The following is a 15,332-nucleotide window of genomic DNA, read 5'->3' as shown; positions in this document are numbered from 1 at the left end:
TCAACACAACAAGAAGGAAATGCCATGAGTTATGTCACTGAGATCCCGGCTGCGAGCCCGCAGGACGCCATTGCCCATTTTCAGTGCCGTCTGAGCGTGGAAACTGACTGCGATGATGTGCATGCGGCAACAAAAAGCGGAGAGGTGGATTTTGTTCTGCTGCACGTTGTCGGTTCGCCAGCGGCGTTCGCCCGCCGCCATTTGCCCGGCGCGCTGCATCTTCCGCATCGTTATCTTACCGAAGCGCGGTTGTGCGAGTGGCCCCTGGAAACGCTGTTCGTGGTCTATTGCGCAGGGCCGCACTGCAACGGTGCAGACAGGGCGGCGCTGAAGCTCGCTCAGCTTGGCCGTCCCGTGAAAATCATGATTGGCGGCCTTACCGGTTGGGCAGATGAGGGCCTGGAATTTGCCGCAACATGAATTTTTTTCACGGGTGATGAATTTATCTCGTTTGCCTGCGCTTCTCCCGCATGGCAAGTTGAAGACATATAGCCATCCAGAAGTCTGAATGTTGATTTCGCAATTATCACGTCAGGCAATCAATTGCCTGACGACGAGGAGAGACCATGCCACGTCACACCGCTCCATACCGCGCCGACATCGTCGGCAGTTTTTTACGTCCGGACAGCATTAAACACGCCCGCCAGCAGTTTGCTGAAGGTGCTATCGACGCGCAGACGCTGCGTGCGGTAGAAGATGAAGCGATTCTCCACGTGGTTCAGCACCAGTGTGACTGCGGCCTGAACGTGGTGACCGACGGTGAGTTTCGCCGTGCATGGTGGCACTTTGACTTCTTCGACGGCTTACAGGGCGTTGAGCGTTACGATTCTGACAAAGGCATTCAGTTTAACGGCGTGCAAACCAAAGCCCATGGCGTACGGGTGACGGGCAAGCTCGGTTTCGGTTCGCACCCGATGCTTGATGATTTTCGCTATCTGAAAAGCATCAGCGGCGACGCACAGCCAAAAATGACCATTCCAAGCCCGAGCGTGCTGCATTTCCGCGGCGGCCGCAAAGATATTGATGCCACGGTTTATCCCGATCTGGCTGAATACTTTGACGATTTAGCCACCACCTGGCGCGATGCAATCCGCGCATTTTATGACGCAGGCTGCCGCTATTTACAGCTCGATGATACCGTCTGGGCATATCTCTGTTCTGATGAACAGCGCCAGCAGGTACGTGAGCGGGGTGACGATCCGGACGAGCTGGCTAAAACCTACGCCCGGGTGTTGAACAACGCGCTGGAAGGTAAGCCGGACGATTTAACTATCGGATTGCACGTGTGTCGTGGAAATTTCCGCTCAACGTGGATTTCCTCTGGCGGCTACGAGCCGGTGGCGGAAGTCCTGTTTGGCAGCGTTAACGTCGACGCATTCTTCCTCGAATACGATAACGACCGTTCCGGTGACTTCGCGCCGCTGCGCTTTGTGCGTCCGGGCCATCAGCAGGTAGTTCTGGGTCTGATCACCACTAAAAACGGTGAGCTGGAAAATCCAGAAGGCGTGAAAGCGCGTCTGGCAGAAGCGGCGCAATACGTTGCAAAAGAGCAGGTTTGCCTTAGCCCGCAGTGCGGTTTTGCCTCCACCGAAGAGGGCAACAGCCTGACTGAAGCCCAACAGTGGCAGAAGGTTCGTCTGGTGACCGAAATTGCCGCCGACGTCTGGTAAGCATTAACTGACAGGGCAGCACTGCACCGCAATGGCGCAATGCTGCCCCTGAATCGGACGTTCCATCCTGCAACGAAAGTTGTAATTCCCCAGTCCACCCGCCTGTATTTGGTACTTTTTCCCACCTTGGCATCTTTCTTGCCTGTCTCCTGACGACTACACCGATGTTTTTAATCCTTGTTGCTGTCTCTTTCAGGAGTGAATCATGCGCCGTCGAACTTTGCTTAAAGCTTTTGCTCTCTCTGCCTCCACGCTTGCTCTTGGTTTTAGCGTCAGCGTGTATGCCGCTGACACCATCAAAGTGGGGATTATGCATTCGCTGTCCGGAACGATGGCGATTTCCGAAACGCCGTTGAAGGACGTAGCGTTGATGACCATCGACGAGATCAACGCCAAGGGTGGCGTACTCGGCAAAAAGCTTGAACCGGTGGTGGTTGACCCGGCGTCAAACTGGCCGCTGTTTGCTGAAAAGGCGCGTCAGCTGCTGACTCAGGACAACGTGGCGGCGGTGTTCGGCTGCTGGACCTCGGTTTCGCGAAAATCGGTGCTGCCGGTGTTTGAGGAACTGAACGGACTGCTGTTCTATCCGGTGCAATATGAAGGCGAAGAAATGTCGCCAAACGTGTTCTACACCGGGGCTGCGCCGAATCAGCAGGCGATCCCGGCGGTGGAATATCTGATGAGTGAAGACGGTGGAGAGGCCAAACGCTTCTTCCTGCTCGGCACCGACTACGTCTATCCGCGCACCACCAACAAAATTCTGCGCGCGTTCCTGCACTCGAAAGGCGTGCAGGATAAAGACATCGAAGAGGTCTATACCCCGTTTGGCTACAGCGATTACCAGACCATCGTTGCCAATATCAAAAAATTCTCCGCGGGTGGGAAAACGGCGGTGGTGTCAACCATCAACGGCGATTCCAACGTCCCGTTCTACAAAGAACTGGCTAACCAGGGCGTGAAAGCGACCGACGTACCGGTGGTGGCGTTCTCGGTCGGCGAAGAAGAACTGCGCGGGATAGATACCAAACCGCTGGTCGGCAATCTCGCGGCATGGAACTACTTCGAATCCGTCGATAACCCGACTAACCAGAGCTTCGTCGCGGATTACCGCGCGTATGCCAAAGCCCACAACCTGCCGAATGCGGGCACGGTGGTGACCAACGATCCAATGGAAGCGACCTACGTCGGCATTCATATGTGGGCGCAGGCGGTGGAAAAAGCGGGCACCACCGATGTGGACAAAGTCCGTGCGGCAATGGCCGGTCAAACCTTCAAAGCGCCGTCGGGCTTTACGCTGACGATGGATGCCACCAACCATCATCTGCATAAGCCGGTAATGATTGGCGAAATCGAAAGCAACGGCCAGTTTAACGTGGTCTGGCAGACCGATAAGCCGGTGCGCGCGCAACCGTGGAGCCCATACATTCCAGGGAACGACAAGAAGCCGGATCAGCCAATGAAAATGGCCAGCAACTGAGTGGCATTTTCCCCCTCACCCTGACCCTCACCCTCAAGGGAGAGGGCTGGGGAGGGAGAATCAGACCGCACGGTATTCACAAAAAGGAGTCTTTCATGAAACCAGTACGCTGGCTGCTGTTTGTAGCCTCGCTGTTGCCGTGTTTCGCTCACGCAGGAGACGCGGATGATTTTGTGGCCGCCAACCGCAGCCAGCAGTCGGCCATGCTTGAAAAGTGGGCGGCCGATCCACAGCCGCAGCGCCTGCCACTGTTACAGGCGCTCAGCGCCGAAAGCCTACGAAGTGACGCCGCGCATCATGCCTTTAGCGTTGAAAGTGGCAAGCCGCTAGCCCTGGACGCCAGCGGCCAGCCGCAAGGCGACCTCAAACCCGTTCGTCTGACCAACCGTCTGCGCAATCTGGTGGCCGGCGCACTCGCCACGCATCAACTTTTAAGTGACAACGTCACGCAAAGGCTTGCCGCAGCGAAAACCCTGCAACGTGATGCCGGGACGGACGTGGTCCCGATGCTGGAAAAACGCCTGAAGGTGGAAACCGACGATCGCGTGAAGCAGCAAGTGGCACTTGCGTTGGCTAATTTACAGCTCAGCAGCCCGGATGCCGCCGTGCGCAAACAGGCGATGACCCTGCTCGGGCATTCGTCCGATCCGGAAACGCAGGCGCGACTGCAACCTTATACCGATGCCCAACATGAACCCGACGCCACGGTGCGCGCCGCCGCGGCGGAAAGCCTGAAGCAGATCCAGCAGCGTTTGTTCTGGGGCGATATTCTCGGGCAGGCGTTTATGGGCATTTCGCTCGGATCGATCCTGCTGCTTGCGGCGCTGGGGCTGGCGATCACCTACGGCCTGCTCGGCGTGATTAACATGGCACACGGCGAAATGCTGATGCTCGGCGCGTACAGCACCTGGCTGGTGCAACAGGCGCTCAGCCAGTTTGCGCCGCAGTGGCTGGCATTTTATCCACTGCTGGCGCTGCCGGTGGCGTTTTGCATCACCGGCGGGATTGGCATGTTGCTGGAACGGATGATTATTCGGCATCTGTACGGTCGCCCGCTGGAAACGCTGTTGGCGACCTGGGGCATCAGCCTGATGCTTATCCAGCTGGTGCGGATGCTGTTTGGCCCGCAGAACCTTGAAGTTTCGAACCCGTCCTGGCTGTCGGGTGGCATTCAGGCGCTGCCGAATCTCATTCTGCCGTGGAACCGCATTGTGGTGATCGGCTTCGTGATGCTGGTGCTGTTTTTCACCTGGCTCATCCTCAATAAAACGCGGCTCGGTTTGCGCGTGCGGGCGGTAACGCAAAACCGTGCGATGGCGGCCTGCTGCGGCGTGCCAACCGGACGCGTGGATATGCTGGCATTTGGCCTCGGTTCCGGGATTGCCGGGCTTGGCGGCGTGGCGTTGTCTCAGCTGGGTAACGTCGGGCCGGAACTCGGTCAGGGCTACATTATTGATTCGTTCCTGGTGGTGGTGCTCGGCGGTGTCGGCCAGCTGGCAGGCAGCGTGGCAGCGGCATTTGGCCTGGGGATCTTCAACAAAATTCTGGAGCCGCAAATGGGCGCTGTGCTCGGCAAAATTCTGATTCTGGTGCTTATCATTCTGTTTATTCAGAAGCGTCCTCAGGGGCTGTTTGCGCTGAAAGGGAGGGTCATTGACTGATGAGCCAGCCATTAACCTTAACACTTGCCCGTCGGGCGCCGCGCCCGCTGCGCTGGATTGGCGGCCTGGCGGTGCTGGTGCTGTTGAGTATGCCGTTTCTGGCGCTGCTGCCGGCCACCCATCCGCTAGCCATTTCGACCTGGACCCTGACGCTGGTCGGCAAAATTCTCTGTTACGCGGTCGTGGCGGTGGCGCTTGATTTGGTCTGGGGCTACGCCGGAATGTTGTCGCTGGGGCACGGGCTGTTCTTTGCCCTCGGCGGCTATGCGATGGGTATGTACCTGATGCGTCAGGCTGCGGGCGACGGACTCCCGGCGTTTATGTCCTTTTTATCGTGGAACGAGCTGCCGTGGTTCTGGTGGGGTACGCAACATTTTGCGTGGGCGATGCTGCTGGTGATGCTGGTGCCGGGTCTGCTGGCGCTGGTGTTCGGCTGGTTTGCCTTCCGCTCCAAAATCAAAGGGGTGTATTTCTCGATAATGACTCAGGCGCTGACTTACGCCGGGATGCTGCTGTTCTTTCGCAACGAAACCGGTTTTGGCGGCAATAACGGTTTTACCGGTTTCACCACCATTCTCGGTTTTCCGGTGAGCGCCACCGGCACGCGGGCCGCGCTGTTTCTGGCGACGGTCCTGTTGCTTCTTGCCACGCTGGCGGTGGGCTTCGCGTTGGCACGCAGCAAATTTGGCCGCGTTCTGACGGCGGTACGCGATGCGGAAAACAGGCTGATGTTCTGCGGCTACGATCCGCGCGGTTTCAAACTGCTGGTGTGGACGCTTTCCGCCGTGCTGTGCGGCCTGGCGGGGGCGCTGTATGTGCCGCAGGTGGGCATTATTAACCCGGGTGAAATGTCGCCGACCAACTCGATTGAAGCGGCGATTTGGGTCGCACTCGGCGGGCGCGGCACATTGATTGGGCCAATCCTCGGCGCTGGGCTTGTCAACGGGGCGAAAAGCCTGTTTACGGTGGCAATGCCGGAATACTGGCAGCTATTTCTTGGCCTGATTTTCATCGTGGTGACGCTGTTCTTGCCGCGAGGCGTGATTGGCCTGCTGCGCAAAGGAGACAAATAATGCAACCCGATGACGGACTTTTTACCCGGCAGCTGCCCGGGGATCGCTTTCGCGAACAAACGGATCCCGTTTTGCAGCTCGAGAACATCAACGTCAATTTCGACGGTTTCCAGGCATTAACCAATTTATCGCTGCAAATTGGCGTGGGTGAATTGCGTTGCGTGATTGGCCCCAACGGCGCGGGAAAAACCACGCTGATGGACGTGATCACCGGCAAAACCCGGCCACAAAGCGGCAGGGCGATTTACGATCAATCGATAGATTTAACCACGCTGGATTCAATTGCCATTGCCCGCCAGGGCATCGGGCGTAAATTCCAGAAGCCGACGGTGTTTGAAGCGCTGAGCGTGGCGGAAAACCTTGAGCTGTCGATGAAGGGCGATAAATCGGTGTGGGCCAGTTTGCGGGCGAAACTTTCTGGTGAACAACAGGACCGCATCGACGAAGTATTGCAGCTGCTGCGCCTGGAAGGCGAACGCGCCCGGCGCGCGGGGTTGCTGTCTCACGGACAAAAGCAGTTTCTCGAAATCGGTATGCTATTGGTGCAGGAGCCGCATTTGTTGCTGCTTGATGAGCCCGCGGCAGGCATGACCGATGCTGAAACGGAATACACCGCCGAGCTGTTTCGCACGCTGTCGGGCCGCCATTCGCTGATGGTGGTGGAACATGATATGGGGTTTGTCGAGACCATCGCCGACCGCGTGACCGTCCTGCATCAGGGCCAGGTTCTGGCAGAAGGGTCGCTGCGTGACGTTCAGGCCAACGAGCAGGTGATTGAAGTCTATCTGGGGCGCTAAGGAGGTCGAATGTTACAGGTTCAGGAACTGCATCAATATTACAGCGGTAGCCATATTCTGCGCGGCGTGAGCTTCGCTGCGCAGCCGGGTGAAATCACCTGTTTACTGGGGCGAAACGGCGCCGGGAAAACCACATTACTGAAATGCCTGATGGGGCTGATTCCGGCCCGCAGTGGCAGCGTGAACTGGCAAAATCAGGCCATCATGCAACGTAAACCGCACCAGCGAGTGCAGGCGGGAATGGCGTATGTACCGCAGGGGAGAGAAATCTTCCCCAGACTCACCGTCGAAGAAAACCTGCTGCTCGGCATGTCGCGATTTTCTGCCCGCGATGCGCGTGAGGTGCCAGACGAAATTTATCAGCTGTTCCCTGTGCTGCGGGCGATGAAACAGCGGCGGGGCGGTGATCTCTCCGGCGGCCAACAGCAGCAGTTGGCGATTGGCCGGGCGCTGGCGAGTCGCCCGCAGTTACTGATCCTCGATGAACCGACCGAAGGCATTCAGCCATCGGTGATTAAAGAGATTGGCGAAGTGATTCGCCAACTGGCACGCCGGGGCGATATGGCGATTCTGCTGGTGGAACAGTTTTATGATTTCGCCGCAGACCTGGCGGACCAGTATCTGGTGATGTCGCGCGGTACCATTGTGCAACAAGGGCGCGGTGAAAATATGGAAGCCGACGGCGTGCGCGGGATGGTCACGATTTAATAACCCGAAGGGTTGATGTGGTAAATGTTATATTATAACATTTCATTTTTTTCACATCAACCCGAGGGATTTATGGTGTCTTTTCAACGTTTCACTCTGACTATTCTGGGCCTGCTGGTCACTAGCAGCGCACTCGCCCATTCACACGGACATCAGATGACCGAGGCTGAACAAAAAGCGGCTTCGGGCATTTTTAGCGACGGCGACGTCCGCGACCGTCCGCTTTCCAATTGGGATGGCATCTGGCAGTCGGTCTATCCGCTGTTGCAGAACGGGGATTTGGACCCGGTGTTTAAACAGAAAGCGCAGAAGGACGGCAACAAAACCACTGGGCAAATCAAAGCGTATTACACGGCGGGATACAAAACGACCGTCGGAAAAATCGAGATTGAAAACAACGTGATGGCGTTTCATGATGGCGATAAAACTGCGGCGTGTGAATACCGTTCCGACGGCTACAAAATTCTGCACTATGCGTCCGGCAAGAAGGGCGTGCGCTATCTGTTTGAATGCACCGACAGCAAAAGTGCTGCGCCGACATTCGTGCAATTTAGCGATCACATCATCGGACCGCACCAGTCTCAGCATTTCCATATTTTCAGCGGCAACGCTTCACAGGCGGCATTGTTAGAAGAGATGGATAACTGGCCAACGTATTACCCTGAGCAGCTGCACACGCATCAGGTGGTGGATGAGATGTTGCACCATTAAAAGAATGCCCGATGGCGCCGGTGCTCACCGGGCATTCTCAACCGATTGAAAATGTTATTTCATGAATACTGAATAATCCATATTACGCAAATCGTCTATCAATCCTGGGCCTTTCGGCTGCCAGCTTAGCTGTTGGCGCGTCCATTCTCCGCTGGCGCGAAGATCGTGGGTGGCGAATAGCGCGAACCAGCCAAAATGTGCTTCCGCCTGTTCTGCTTTCAACGACACGCAAGGCACGCTTAATCCTTCCGCAACCACTTCCGCAATCTGGCGGGCAGAAATGCTTTCTTCCGCAACCGCGTGATAACGTTTGCCGCTTTCGCCTTGCTCCAGAACGTTCACATACAGACGGGCGACGTCCTCGACGTGCGCGGCACACCAGCCATTTTCGCCCTCGCCAATATACGCCGCCATGCCTTTTTGCTGGGCGAGAGGGGTGTAATAACTCAGCAACCCCTGACGTTCGGTGTTATGCACCTGCGGCAGACGTACCACGCGCACGTCAACGCCCGCAGCCAGTTGGAGGTTGCCTTCCAGTTCAGACGCTCTACGCGGGTTTGGATTGGCCGGGTTGAAGAAATCTTCACGCGCCGGTTGGCCGCTATCGTCGTCACCCATGGCGGTGCCGGAGGTAATAATCAGTGGGCGAGATGTGCCTTTCAACACCGAGCCAATGGCGGCGATCACCCGGCGGTCTTTTTCGCAGTTCGCGACGAACTGACTGAAATCATGATCGAAGGCGGTGTGGATCACCGCGTCGCAGTTTTCGATTCCAGAGAGCCAGCGTTGCGGGTCTTCCAGCGTACCGCGCTGAGGCGTGGCGCCCGCGTCGGATAATTTACGCGCTGCCTCTTCCGAACGGACTAAACCGGTCACCTGATGACCGCTTTCCAGAAGATTTGACACCACTCGTGAGCCAATAAAACCCGTCGCACCGGTAACAAAAATACGCATAGCCTGTCTCCTGAATGAATTTCAGCGACAGCTTATGTCGTCGTCGATTACTATTAAAGTAGTGACATTATCAGGGTATAAACACTAACAGGTTAATTATGACGCTACTTTCCGATAATCCTCTGGGTGATTTCCTGCGCGCCCGCCGGCTGCGACTCGACCCGGCGTCGTTCGGGTTCGTGCCCGGCCGCCGCCGTACGCCGGGCCTTCGGCGTGAAGAGGTGGCGCAGCTCGCCAGCATCAGCCCGACCTGGTACACCTGGCTTGAACAGGGACGCGGTGGGGCACCGTCGCGAGAAGTACTGAACCGCATTGCCGGAGGGCTACGTCTGACTGCACCGGAACGTGACCACCTGTTTATTCTGGCTTTCGGCCATCCGCCAGAAAACCGGCTTAGCGCCTCGGACTCCATGACGCCGCGCCTGCAACGGGTTCTGGACAGCTTCAGTATTCCGGCGATTATCAAAACCGCAACCTGGGATGTTCTGGCGTGGAACCGTCCGGCGGCTGTCGTCCTGAAAGATTATGGTCAACTCCCGCCAGAGCAGCGCAATATTTTGCGTCTGCTGTTTACCGATCCAGAAGCCCGGAAAATGCAGGAAGACTGGGACGGCGTAGCACGGCTGATTGTCAATGCGTTTCGGGCAGACGCCGCGCGCGCTGGCGCGTCGGAAGAAATTGATCGTCTGGTGGAGGAGCTGTCCGCGCAAAGTGAGGATTTCGCCCGTTACTGGCGCAATAACGATGTGGCCGGACACGGCGAAGGCCTTAAACGTCTGCTTCACCCGCAGTTGGGGCCTATTGCGCTGGAGTTTTCAACCTTCGCAGTGGAAGGGCGGCCGGAATTGACGATGATGGTGTTCAATCCGGCCAATGACGAGAGTCGGGAAATCATTCAGCGCTGGATTGCGGCGAGCACAATCGGCGCTGAATAATGCTGGGTCAGGCCGTTTTCAACGCACCGTCCCAGGTTTTTACGCGCATGCCGCGCAGGATCATCAGCCATGCCAGCACAATCACCAGCATCATAATGGCAAACAGTGTCCAGGCCGGTAATGAAGTGAGGATTAGCCCGGTCAGCATCGGGTTGGCGGCCGCGCCCAGCCAGCCCAGCGCCTGTGCGGAAAAATAGCTTGCCTTCATGCCCGGCGGGGCGATGTTATCAATCAGCATGTATTCGCCCGGCGCATAAATGATTTCGCCGAGAGTAAACACCGCCGCGGCCGCACCCCAGTAAATCAAATTTTCGCCCGAGAACATAAAGCCGCCCAGACCCAACAGGAAGCAAAGCGTGCCCAAAGCCATCAGCGGGCGAATGTTATGCGCGGTGATTTTACGCCCGACAAGGTATTGCAGGCTGACCACTACCACCGCGTTGACCGGCAGCACCACCGACACCACTTTTTGCGCAAAATCCGCGTTATCGGCAATCGTCAACACGTACTGCGAAATGCAGGTCGCAAACGAGCCGCCGACGTACGACGCCAGCAGGCCGGAGAGGGTAAACCAGAACAGCGCTTTGTCCTTCAGCAGCACTGACGGCTGCCAGACTGTGGCGACTTTCTCTTCATCACTTTGCGCGCCGCGCTGCACGTAAAGCTGAATCAGCACCAGCGGGAAGGCGGCGCAGATGGCGGCCAGCCAGAACGGTAATTGCAGACTGTACATGACAAGCCAGGTACCAATCGGCGGGCCGACGGTCCAGCCCATATTCAGAAAGCTGTAGTTGAGCGAGAAGATTCGGGCCTTGTCGCTTACGCTCAGCGCGTCGGCAAACCAGGCTTTTAATACCGTCGAAAAGACCGAATAGGCGCAGTTGATCAGCGCAAAGAAAAACACTACCAGTGCGACGCTGTGCACCAGTGGAATGGCCACAAATCCGGCGATAAAGGCCACAATAGCGACAATCATGTAGCGTTTTTTATCGAATTTGTCCGCCATAATGCCAAAGCCAAGGCTGAAAATTACCCCGACGGTGAGGGCCAGCGTCAGAGCATAGCCGATGGCCTCGACGCTCATGCCGTACTGGCGCGTCAGGTAGATGGTCATAAACGGCAGCGTGGCGCCGCGGCCAATGGTTAACAGCAACGACGACGCCAGCAATGCTGAAGTAGAACGTTTTATAGAGGATCTCATGGTTTAGCCCGACAAATTGCTTATGTTATTATTTTGTGTGTTATCACAATTATCATGGCGTCCGGGGGCTTGTACAGATCCCAATTTATCCCTAAGTGCCTTGACCACCTGCTAAATATAATGATCTGTTCCTCGCGCTCGTTTTTCGATACTTTAATTCTGTTTACAATAATTTAATATTTCTGGGGCAGGTTATGACGCGGAAAGATGGGTTGTTAGCGCTGTTGGTGGTTGTCGTCTGGGGACTCAATTTTGTGGTCATTAAGGTCGGGCTGCACAATATGCCTCCGCTGATGCTGGCCGGCCTACGTTTTATGCTGGTCGCGTTTCCGGCCATTTTCTTTGTCGCCCGCCCGAAAATCCCGCTGTCTTTGCTGCTCGGCTACGGACTAACTATCAGCTTCGGTCAGTTTGCCTTCCTGTTCTGCGCGATTAAATTTGGTATGCCAGCCGGGCTTGCATCACTTGTACTGCAGGCGCAGGCCTTCTTCACGATTATTCTGGGTGCGTTTGTGTTTGGTGAACGTTTGCAGGGTAAACAGCTGGCGGGGATAACCCTGGCAGTCTTTGGCGTACTGGTGCTGATTGAAGCGAGCCTGACCGGGCAACACGTCGCGTTGCTTGGGTTCTTCCTGACACTGGCGGCGGCGCTATGCTGGGCCTGTGGCAATATCTTCAATAAGACAATTATGCAGCATGCTTCGCGTCCGCCGGTGATGTCGCTGGTGGTGTGGAGTGCGCTGATCCCCATTCTGCCATTTTTGCTGGCGTCGTATCTGTTGGATGGCTCAACGGCGATGGTGCAAAGTCTGGTGAATATCGACCTGACGACCATTCTGGCGCTGGTGTATCTGGCGTTTATCGCGACGATTGTCGGCTACGGAATTTGGGGCTCGCTGCTGGGGCGCTATGAAACCTGGCGCGTGGCGCCGCTTTCGCTGTTGGTGCCGGTGGTGGGCATTGCCAGTGCAGCGTTGCTGCTTGATGAAACGCTGTCGGCATTACAGATGATGGGCGCGGTGCTGATCATGGCTGGGTTGTACATCAATGTGTTTGGCTTGCGATTGCGCCGGGCGAAAGTCATGCAGGGATAAGGCGGGAAGAAAAAAGCCCCGCAGGTGCGGGGCAAAAGAGTTACTGGGGGTTTCCGTTATAGTATGGCACGCCCAGTTCGTCGGATTTGTCGCTGCCGGAACCCATGTGATTTAAGTCAAACGGCGACCGGTCCTGTGCTGAAGGCAAAAGCATCGTGTCGCGGGTCGCGTTACTTGTCGGGTTAGTGGATTGCTCCGCAAAACTCTGGCCGGAGACCAGCACCAACAAGGTGAGGGCGGCGGAGGCGAACAGTTTCATTTTTTCCTCGATACGTCTTGTGCAGGCGATTAACAATTACAGTGATTGAGTGGCATCAGATAACGCGACTCGCCGGGCATATTGGTGATGCGATACTTGTGCGGCGGCACGTCAAAATAGTTCTTAAAGGTACGCGTCAGCGTCTGCTGGGATTCAAAGCCATAGCGCTCGGCCAGATACAGGATCGGCTCATTGCTCTCTTTCAGCTTCTGTGCGATTTCAGTCAGCTTACGGCTTCTAATATATTGACCCAGTGAATGTCCGGTTTCTTTCTTGAACATCCGTTGCAGGTGCCATTTGGAGTAACCGGAACGTTCCGACACTTTCTCAAGCGACAACGGTGATTCCAGATTGCTCTCGATCCAGTCCAAAATGCTATGAATAGTGATAGCGTCAGTGTTACGTCTGGACATCGCGACTTACCTCTTTGTTCTGTTTACGGCAGGATTTTCTTGAGCAGAAGCTCAAGGGCTGCGACCTCATCCACCGTTAAGTTTTTTGTTAATTCCTGATGCAGGTTCTGTCCCACCAGCTGGTGGCATTGCTCACATATTGCCGCGCCGTCCGGTGTCAATTGCACCAGTACGCCACGCTTATCATTCGGGTTTGGCAGACGCTCAATCCAACCTTTACAGGTCAGGCGGTCGAGCATTCGGGTCAAGGCACCGAGATCGACCGACAACGCTTTTTTCAGCTCAACAGGGGTAATGCACACTGCACAGCGAATCGAACACAGGGTTTTGAACTGCGATGCGGTGATATCCATTGGCGACAGATAATCGTTCAGAAGACGATCTTTTTTCTGGTTGACCATGTGGATCAAGCGACCGAGTGGGATGATTTCGTTAAACAGATCACTGGTGCTTTTCACAAAGGTTGCCCTGGCAAGTAGTTTAGTTGCGAGGGATATTATTGCCTAGGCAACCATAAGTCAACTGAATGAATAAGCTTATGACACGAATTGCTAAAACGCTTCACGACACACTTTTCGTGCTTCAAGCTGCTGATGGATAACCTGTTGTTATGGTCACGCAAGGGTAAAATTTCGTCATGAATTAGCCATAGTCACGGCAACGAGAATGCTCTTATACTCAGCCAGCAAGTGACTGCTATCACAGGAGTGTTGAAGAATGCTGGAACTTTTTAAAGCCATTGGCCTTGGGCTGGTGGTGCTTTTGCCGTTGGCAAACCCCCTGACAACTGTGGCGTTGTTCCTTGGCCTTTCCGGGAACATGAACAACGCCGAGCGTAATCGCCAGTCGCTGATGGCGTCTGTCTACGTCTTTATCATCATGATGGTGGCGTATTACGCAGGCCAGGTGGTAATGAACACCTTCGGGATTTCGATTCCCGGGTTACGTATTGCCGGGGGGCTGATCGTCGCCTTTATTGGGTTCAGGATGCTGTTCCCGCAGCAGAAGGCGCATGATTCACTGGAAGCTCGGCACAAATCTGAGGAACTGAAAGAAGAGCCAACTGCCAATATTGCCTTCGTGCCGCTGGCAATGCCGAGCACCGCCGGCCCGGGTACTATCGCGATGATTATCAGCTCGGCTTCTACCGTGAAGCACGGCGTGAATTTTCCTGACTGGGTGGTGCTGGTTGCGCCGCCGCTGATTTTCATCAGCGTGGCGATTATCCTGTGGGGCTGTTTGCGTAGCTCTGGGGCGATTATGCGCCTGGTCGGGAAAGGTGGCATCGAAGCCATTTCCCGTCTGATGGGCTTTTTACTGGTCTGCATGGGTGTGCAGTTTATTATCAATGGCGTGCTGGAAATTATCACCACCTACCACGCGTAATGCTTTCGTCATGCAAAAGGGCGGCATATTGTCGCCTTTATTTTTTATCCGTTTTGTCCCGCCACCGCGTCTTTTATAAGCTCCGCAAACACCGCCTGCACCTGACTGTCTTCAGAGGATGACGCGTTTTGGACCAGGGTTATCCCCAGATTTCCCGGAGCAGGCAGTCGCGAACCCGCCGTTAACAGGTTTTCGGGCAGGCCAAAATGCGTTCTTAGCGTCAGCCCCAGTCCTGCCTGAACGGCTGCCCAGACACCGCAGAGGCTGTGACTGACGAAAGTGATTTGCCACGGGATCCCCGCGTTATCGAGACATTCAATCGCTCTCGAGCGCATCAAACAAGGGCTGTCGAACATCACCAGCGGCAGCGGCTTTCCGTTAGCAAGCAGGGCTTCAAGGCCTACATCCTGATGGTAAATCCATTCCAGCGGGCAGCGCGTCAGCAGTTCACCTTGTTCTCGGGAATTGGGTGGCTGCCACATTAGCGCGATGTCGAGACTGTTTTCTGTCAGCGCGGCGATCAGCGGAGCGTTCCTGTCGACGCGGGCGTGGATGCGTAACTCCGGGTGTAATCTGCTGAATTTACCGAGAATGCCCGGCATCAACGACTCCCCAAAATCTTCCTGCATCCCGATGCGGATTTCGCCTTTCAGTAGTTCGCCGCGTAGCGCACGCAGCGTTTCATCATTCAACGCCAGCAGCCGTCTAGCGTAGCCCATCAGCATTTCCCCCTGCGGCGTGAGTCGCACATGTCGGCCCTGTTTTACCACCAGATCGGCGTGACACTGTAACTCGAGTTTTTTCAACTGAGCGCTGACGGCAGAGGTTGAACGGGCGAGCTTAAGTGCGGCGTGGGCAAAGCTGCCTGATTCAATGCCGATGACAAAACTGCGCAGGGCATCGAGATCTAACGTCGAAGGGTTTTCACGTCATCACTCCTGATTTTCGGGATGATTAATGCCGAATAATTTGATTTTCAGGATGGAACTATTG

The 15,332-nt window shown here is 55.7% G+C and carries 17 protein-coding genes; 11 read left to right on the top strand and 6 right to left on the bottom strand.

The genetic code is table 11. From position 1 onward, the window contains the following. Window positions 1-24: 24 nt before the first annotated feature. The 8 genes from MUU46_RS22470 to zinT all read left to right on the top strand — a co-directional run bounded on the left by MUU46_RS22470 (window position 25) and on the right by zinT (window position 8,097). Entirely contained in the window at window positions 25-420 is a 396-nt protein-coding gene (locus tag MUU46_RS22470; RefSeq protein ID WP_258966772.1) for a rhodanese-like domain-containing protein, read from the top strand. A 146-nt stretch (window positions 421-566) separates the two neighbouring features. Further along, the gene (locus MUU46_RS22465; protein WP_258966771.1) at window positions 567-1,670 is read left to right on the top strand and encodes a cobalamin-independent methionine synthase II family protein; all 1,104 of its coding nucleotides are present in this window, start codon (window positions 567-569) and stop codon (window positions 1,668-1,670) included. A gap of 205 nt (window positions 1,671-1,875) precedes the next feature. Continuing rightward, window positions 1,876-3,147 carry an urea ABC transporter substrate-binding protein gene (gene urtA, locus MUU46_RS22460; protein WP_159756500.1) on the top strand — a complete coding sequence of 424 codons (1,272 nt, stop codon included), beginning with the start codon at window positions 1,876-1,878 and terminating at the stop codon, window positions 3,145-3,147. A 95-nt stretch (window positions 3,148-3,242) separates the two neighbouring features. Beyond that, entirely contained in the window at window positions 3,243-4,808 is a 1,566-nt protein-coding gene (gene urtB, locus MUU46_RS22455; RefSeq protein WP_258966770.1) for an urea ABC transporter permease subunit UrtB, read from the top strand. Continuing rightward, entirely contained in the window at window positions 4,808-5,881 is a 1,074-nt protein-coding gene (gene urtC / locus MUU46_RS22450; RefSeq protein ID WP_110508255.1) for an urea ABC transporter permease subunit UrtC, read from the top strand. Before urtB ends, urtC begins: the two co-directional genes overlap by 1 nt. Further along, window positions 5,881-6,678, top strand: a complete 798-nt coding sequence (gene urtD, locus MUU46_RS22445; RefSeq protein ID WP_258966769.1) for an urea ABC transporter ATP-binding protein UrtD — start codon at window positions 5,881-5,883, stop codon at window positions 6,676-6,678. The genes urtC and urtD overlap by 1 nt, the downstream gene beginning before the upstream one ends. Window positions 6,679-6,687: 9 nt before the next feature. Next, a complete protein-coding gene (urtE, locus tag MUU46_RS22440) occupies window positions 6,688-7,386 on the top strand; it encodes an urea ABC transporter ATP-binding subunit UrtE (protein ID WP_258966768.1) in 699 nt (232 codons plus the stop codon). 72 nt (window positions 7,387-7,458) lie between these two features. Then, window positions 7,459-8,097, top strand: a complete 639-nt coding sequence (gene zinT / locus MUU46_RS22435; protein WP_258966767.1) for a metal-binding protein ZinT — start codon at window positions 7,459-7,461, stop codon at window positions 8,095-8,097. 54 nt (window positions 8,098-8,151) lie between these two features. Here zinT and MUU46_RS22430 read toward each other — a convergent pair whose 3' ends face one another. Further along, a complete protein-coding gene (locus MUU46_RS22430; RefSeq protein WP_258966766.1) occupies window positions 8,152-9,051 on the bottom strand; it encodes an SDR family oxidoreductase in 900 nt (299 codons plus the stop codon). Window positions 9,052-9,149: 98 nt separating this feature from the next. Here MUU46_RS22430 and MUU46_RS22425 point away from each other — a divergent pair, with 98 nt between their 5' ends. Then, window positions 9,150-9,986 carry a helix-turn-helix transcriptional regulator gene (locus tag MUU46_RS22425; RefSeq protein ID WP_258966765.1) on the top strand — a complete coding sequence of 279 codons (837 nt, stop codon included), beginning with the start codon at window positions 9,150-9,152 and terminating at the stop codon, window positions 9,984-9,986. 7 nt (window positions 9,987-9,993) lie between these two features. Here MUU46_RS22425 and ydeE read toward each other — a convergent pair whose 3' ends face one another. Beyond that, window positions 9,994-11,187: an efflux MFS transporter YdeE gene (gene ydeE, locus MUU46_RS22420; protein WP_258966764.1), complete on the bottom strand. Its 1,194-nt coding sequence runs from the start codon at window positions 11,185-11,187 to the stop codon at window positions 9,994-9,996. Window positions 11,188-11,381: 194 nt separating this feature from the next. Here ydeE and eamA point away from each other — a divergent pair, with 194 nt between their 5' ends. Beyond that, the gene (gene eamA / locus MUU46_RS22415) at window positions 11,382-12,281 is read left to right on the top strand and encodes an O-acetylserine/cysteine exporter (protein ID WP_258966763.1); all 900 of its coding nucleotides are present in this window, start codon (window positions 11,382-11,384) and stop codon (window positions 12,279-12,281) included. Between the two features lie 40 nt (window positions 12,282-12,321). Here eamA and marB read toward each other — a convergent pair whose 3' ends face one another. Genes marB through marR form a run of 3 tightly spaced genes read right to left on the bottom strand, consistent with a single transcriptional unit; the run spans window position 12,322 to window position 13,411 of the window. After that, a complete protein-coding gene (marB, locus tag MUU46_RS22410) occupies window positions 12,322-12,540 on the bottom strand; it encodes a multiple antibiotic resistance protein MarB (protein ID WP_159756527.1) in 219 nt (72 codons plus the stop codon). Between the two features lie 29 nt (window positions 12,541-12,569). Further along, on the bottom strand, window positions 12,570-12,953 hold the full coding sequence (gene marA / locus MUU46_RS22405) for an MDR efflux pump AcrAB transcriptional activator MarA (protein ID WP_159756530.1): 384 nt from the start codon (window positions 12,951-12,953) through the stop codon (window positions 12,570-12,572). A gap of 23 nt (window positions 12,954-12,976) precedes the next feature. Beyond that, complete coding sequence (gene marR / locus MUU46_RS22400) at window positions 12,977-13,411, bottom strand: multiple antibiotic resistance transcriptional regulator MarR (RefSeq protein WP_159756533.1); 435 nt, start codon at window positions 13,409-13,411, stop codon at window positions 12,977-12,979. Window positions 13,412-13,670: 259 nt separating this feature from the next. Between marR and MUU46_RS22395 the strand changes: the two genes are divergently transcribed. Beyond that, on the top strand, window positions 13,671-14,339 hold the full coding sequence (locus MUU46_RS22395; protein ID WP_258966762.1) for a MarC family NAAT transporter: 669 nt from the start codon (window positions 13,671-13,673) through the stop codon (window positions 14,337-14,339). Between the two features lie 44 nt (window positions 14,340-14,383). On the opposite strand, the gene MUU46_RS22390 is transcribed toward MUU46_RS22395, so the two are convergent. Further along, window positions 14,384-15,235, bottom strand: coding sequence for a LysR substrate-binding domain-containing protein (locus tag MUU46_RS22390; RefSeq protein ID WP_258966839.1), 852 nt, complete (start codon window positions 15,233-15,235; stop codon window positions 14,384-14,386). Window positions 15,236-15,332: the final 97 nt, after the last annotated feature.

Source organism: Scandinavium tedordense (genome assembly GCF_024764965.1).
In the GTDB taxonomy this organism is placed as follows: Bacteria; Pseudomonadota; Gammaproteobacteria; order Enterobacterales; family Enterobacteriaceae; genus Scandinavium; species Scandinavium tedordense.
Note: the sequence above shows the minus strand (reverse complement) of the source record. Positions and strands in the feature narration are given on the sequence as shown.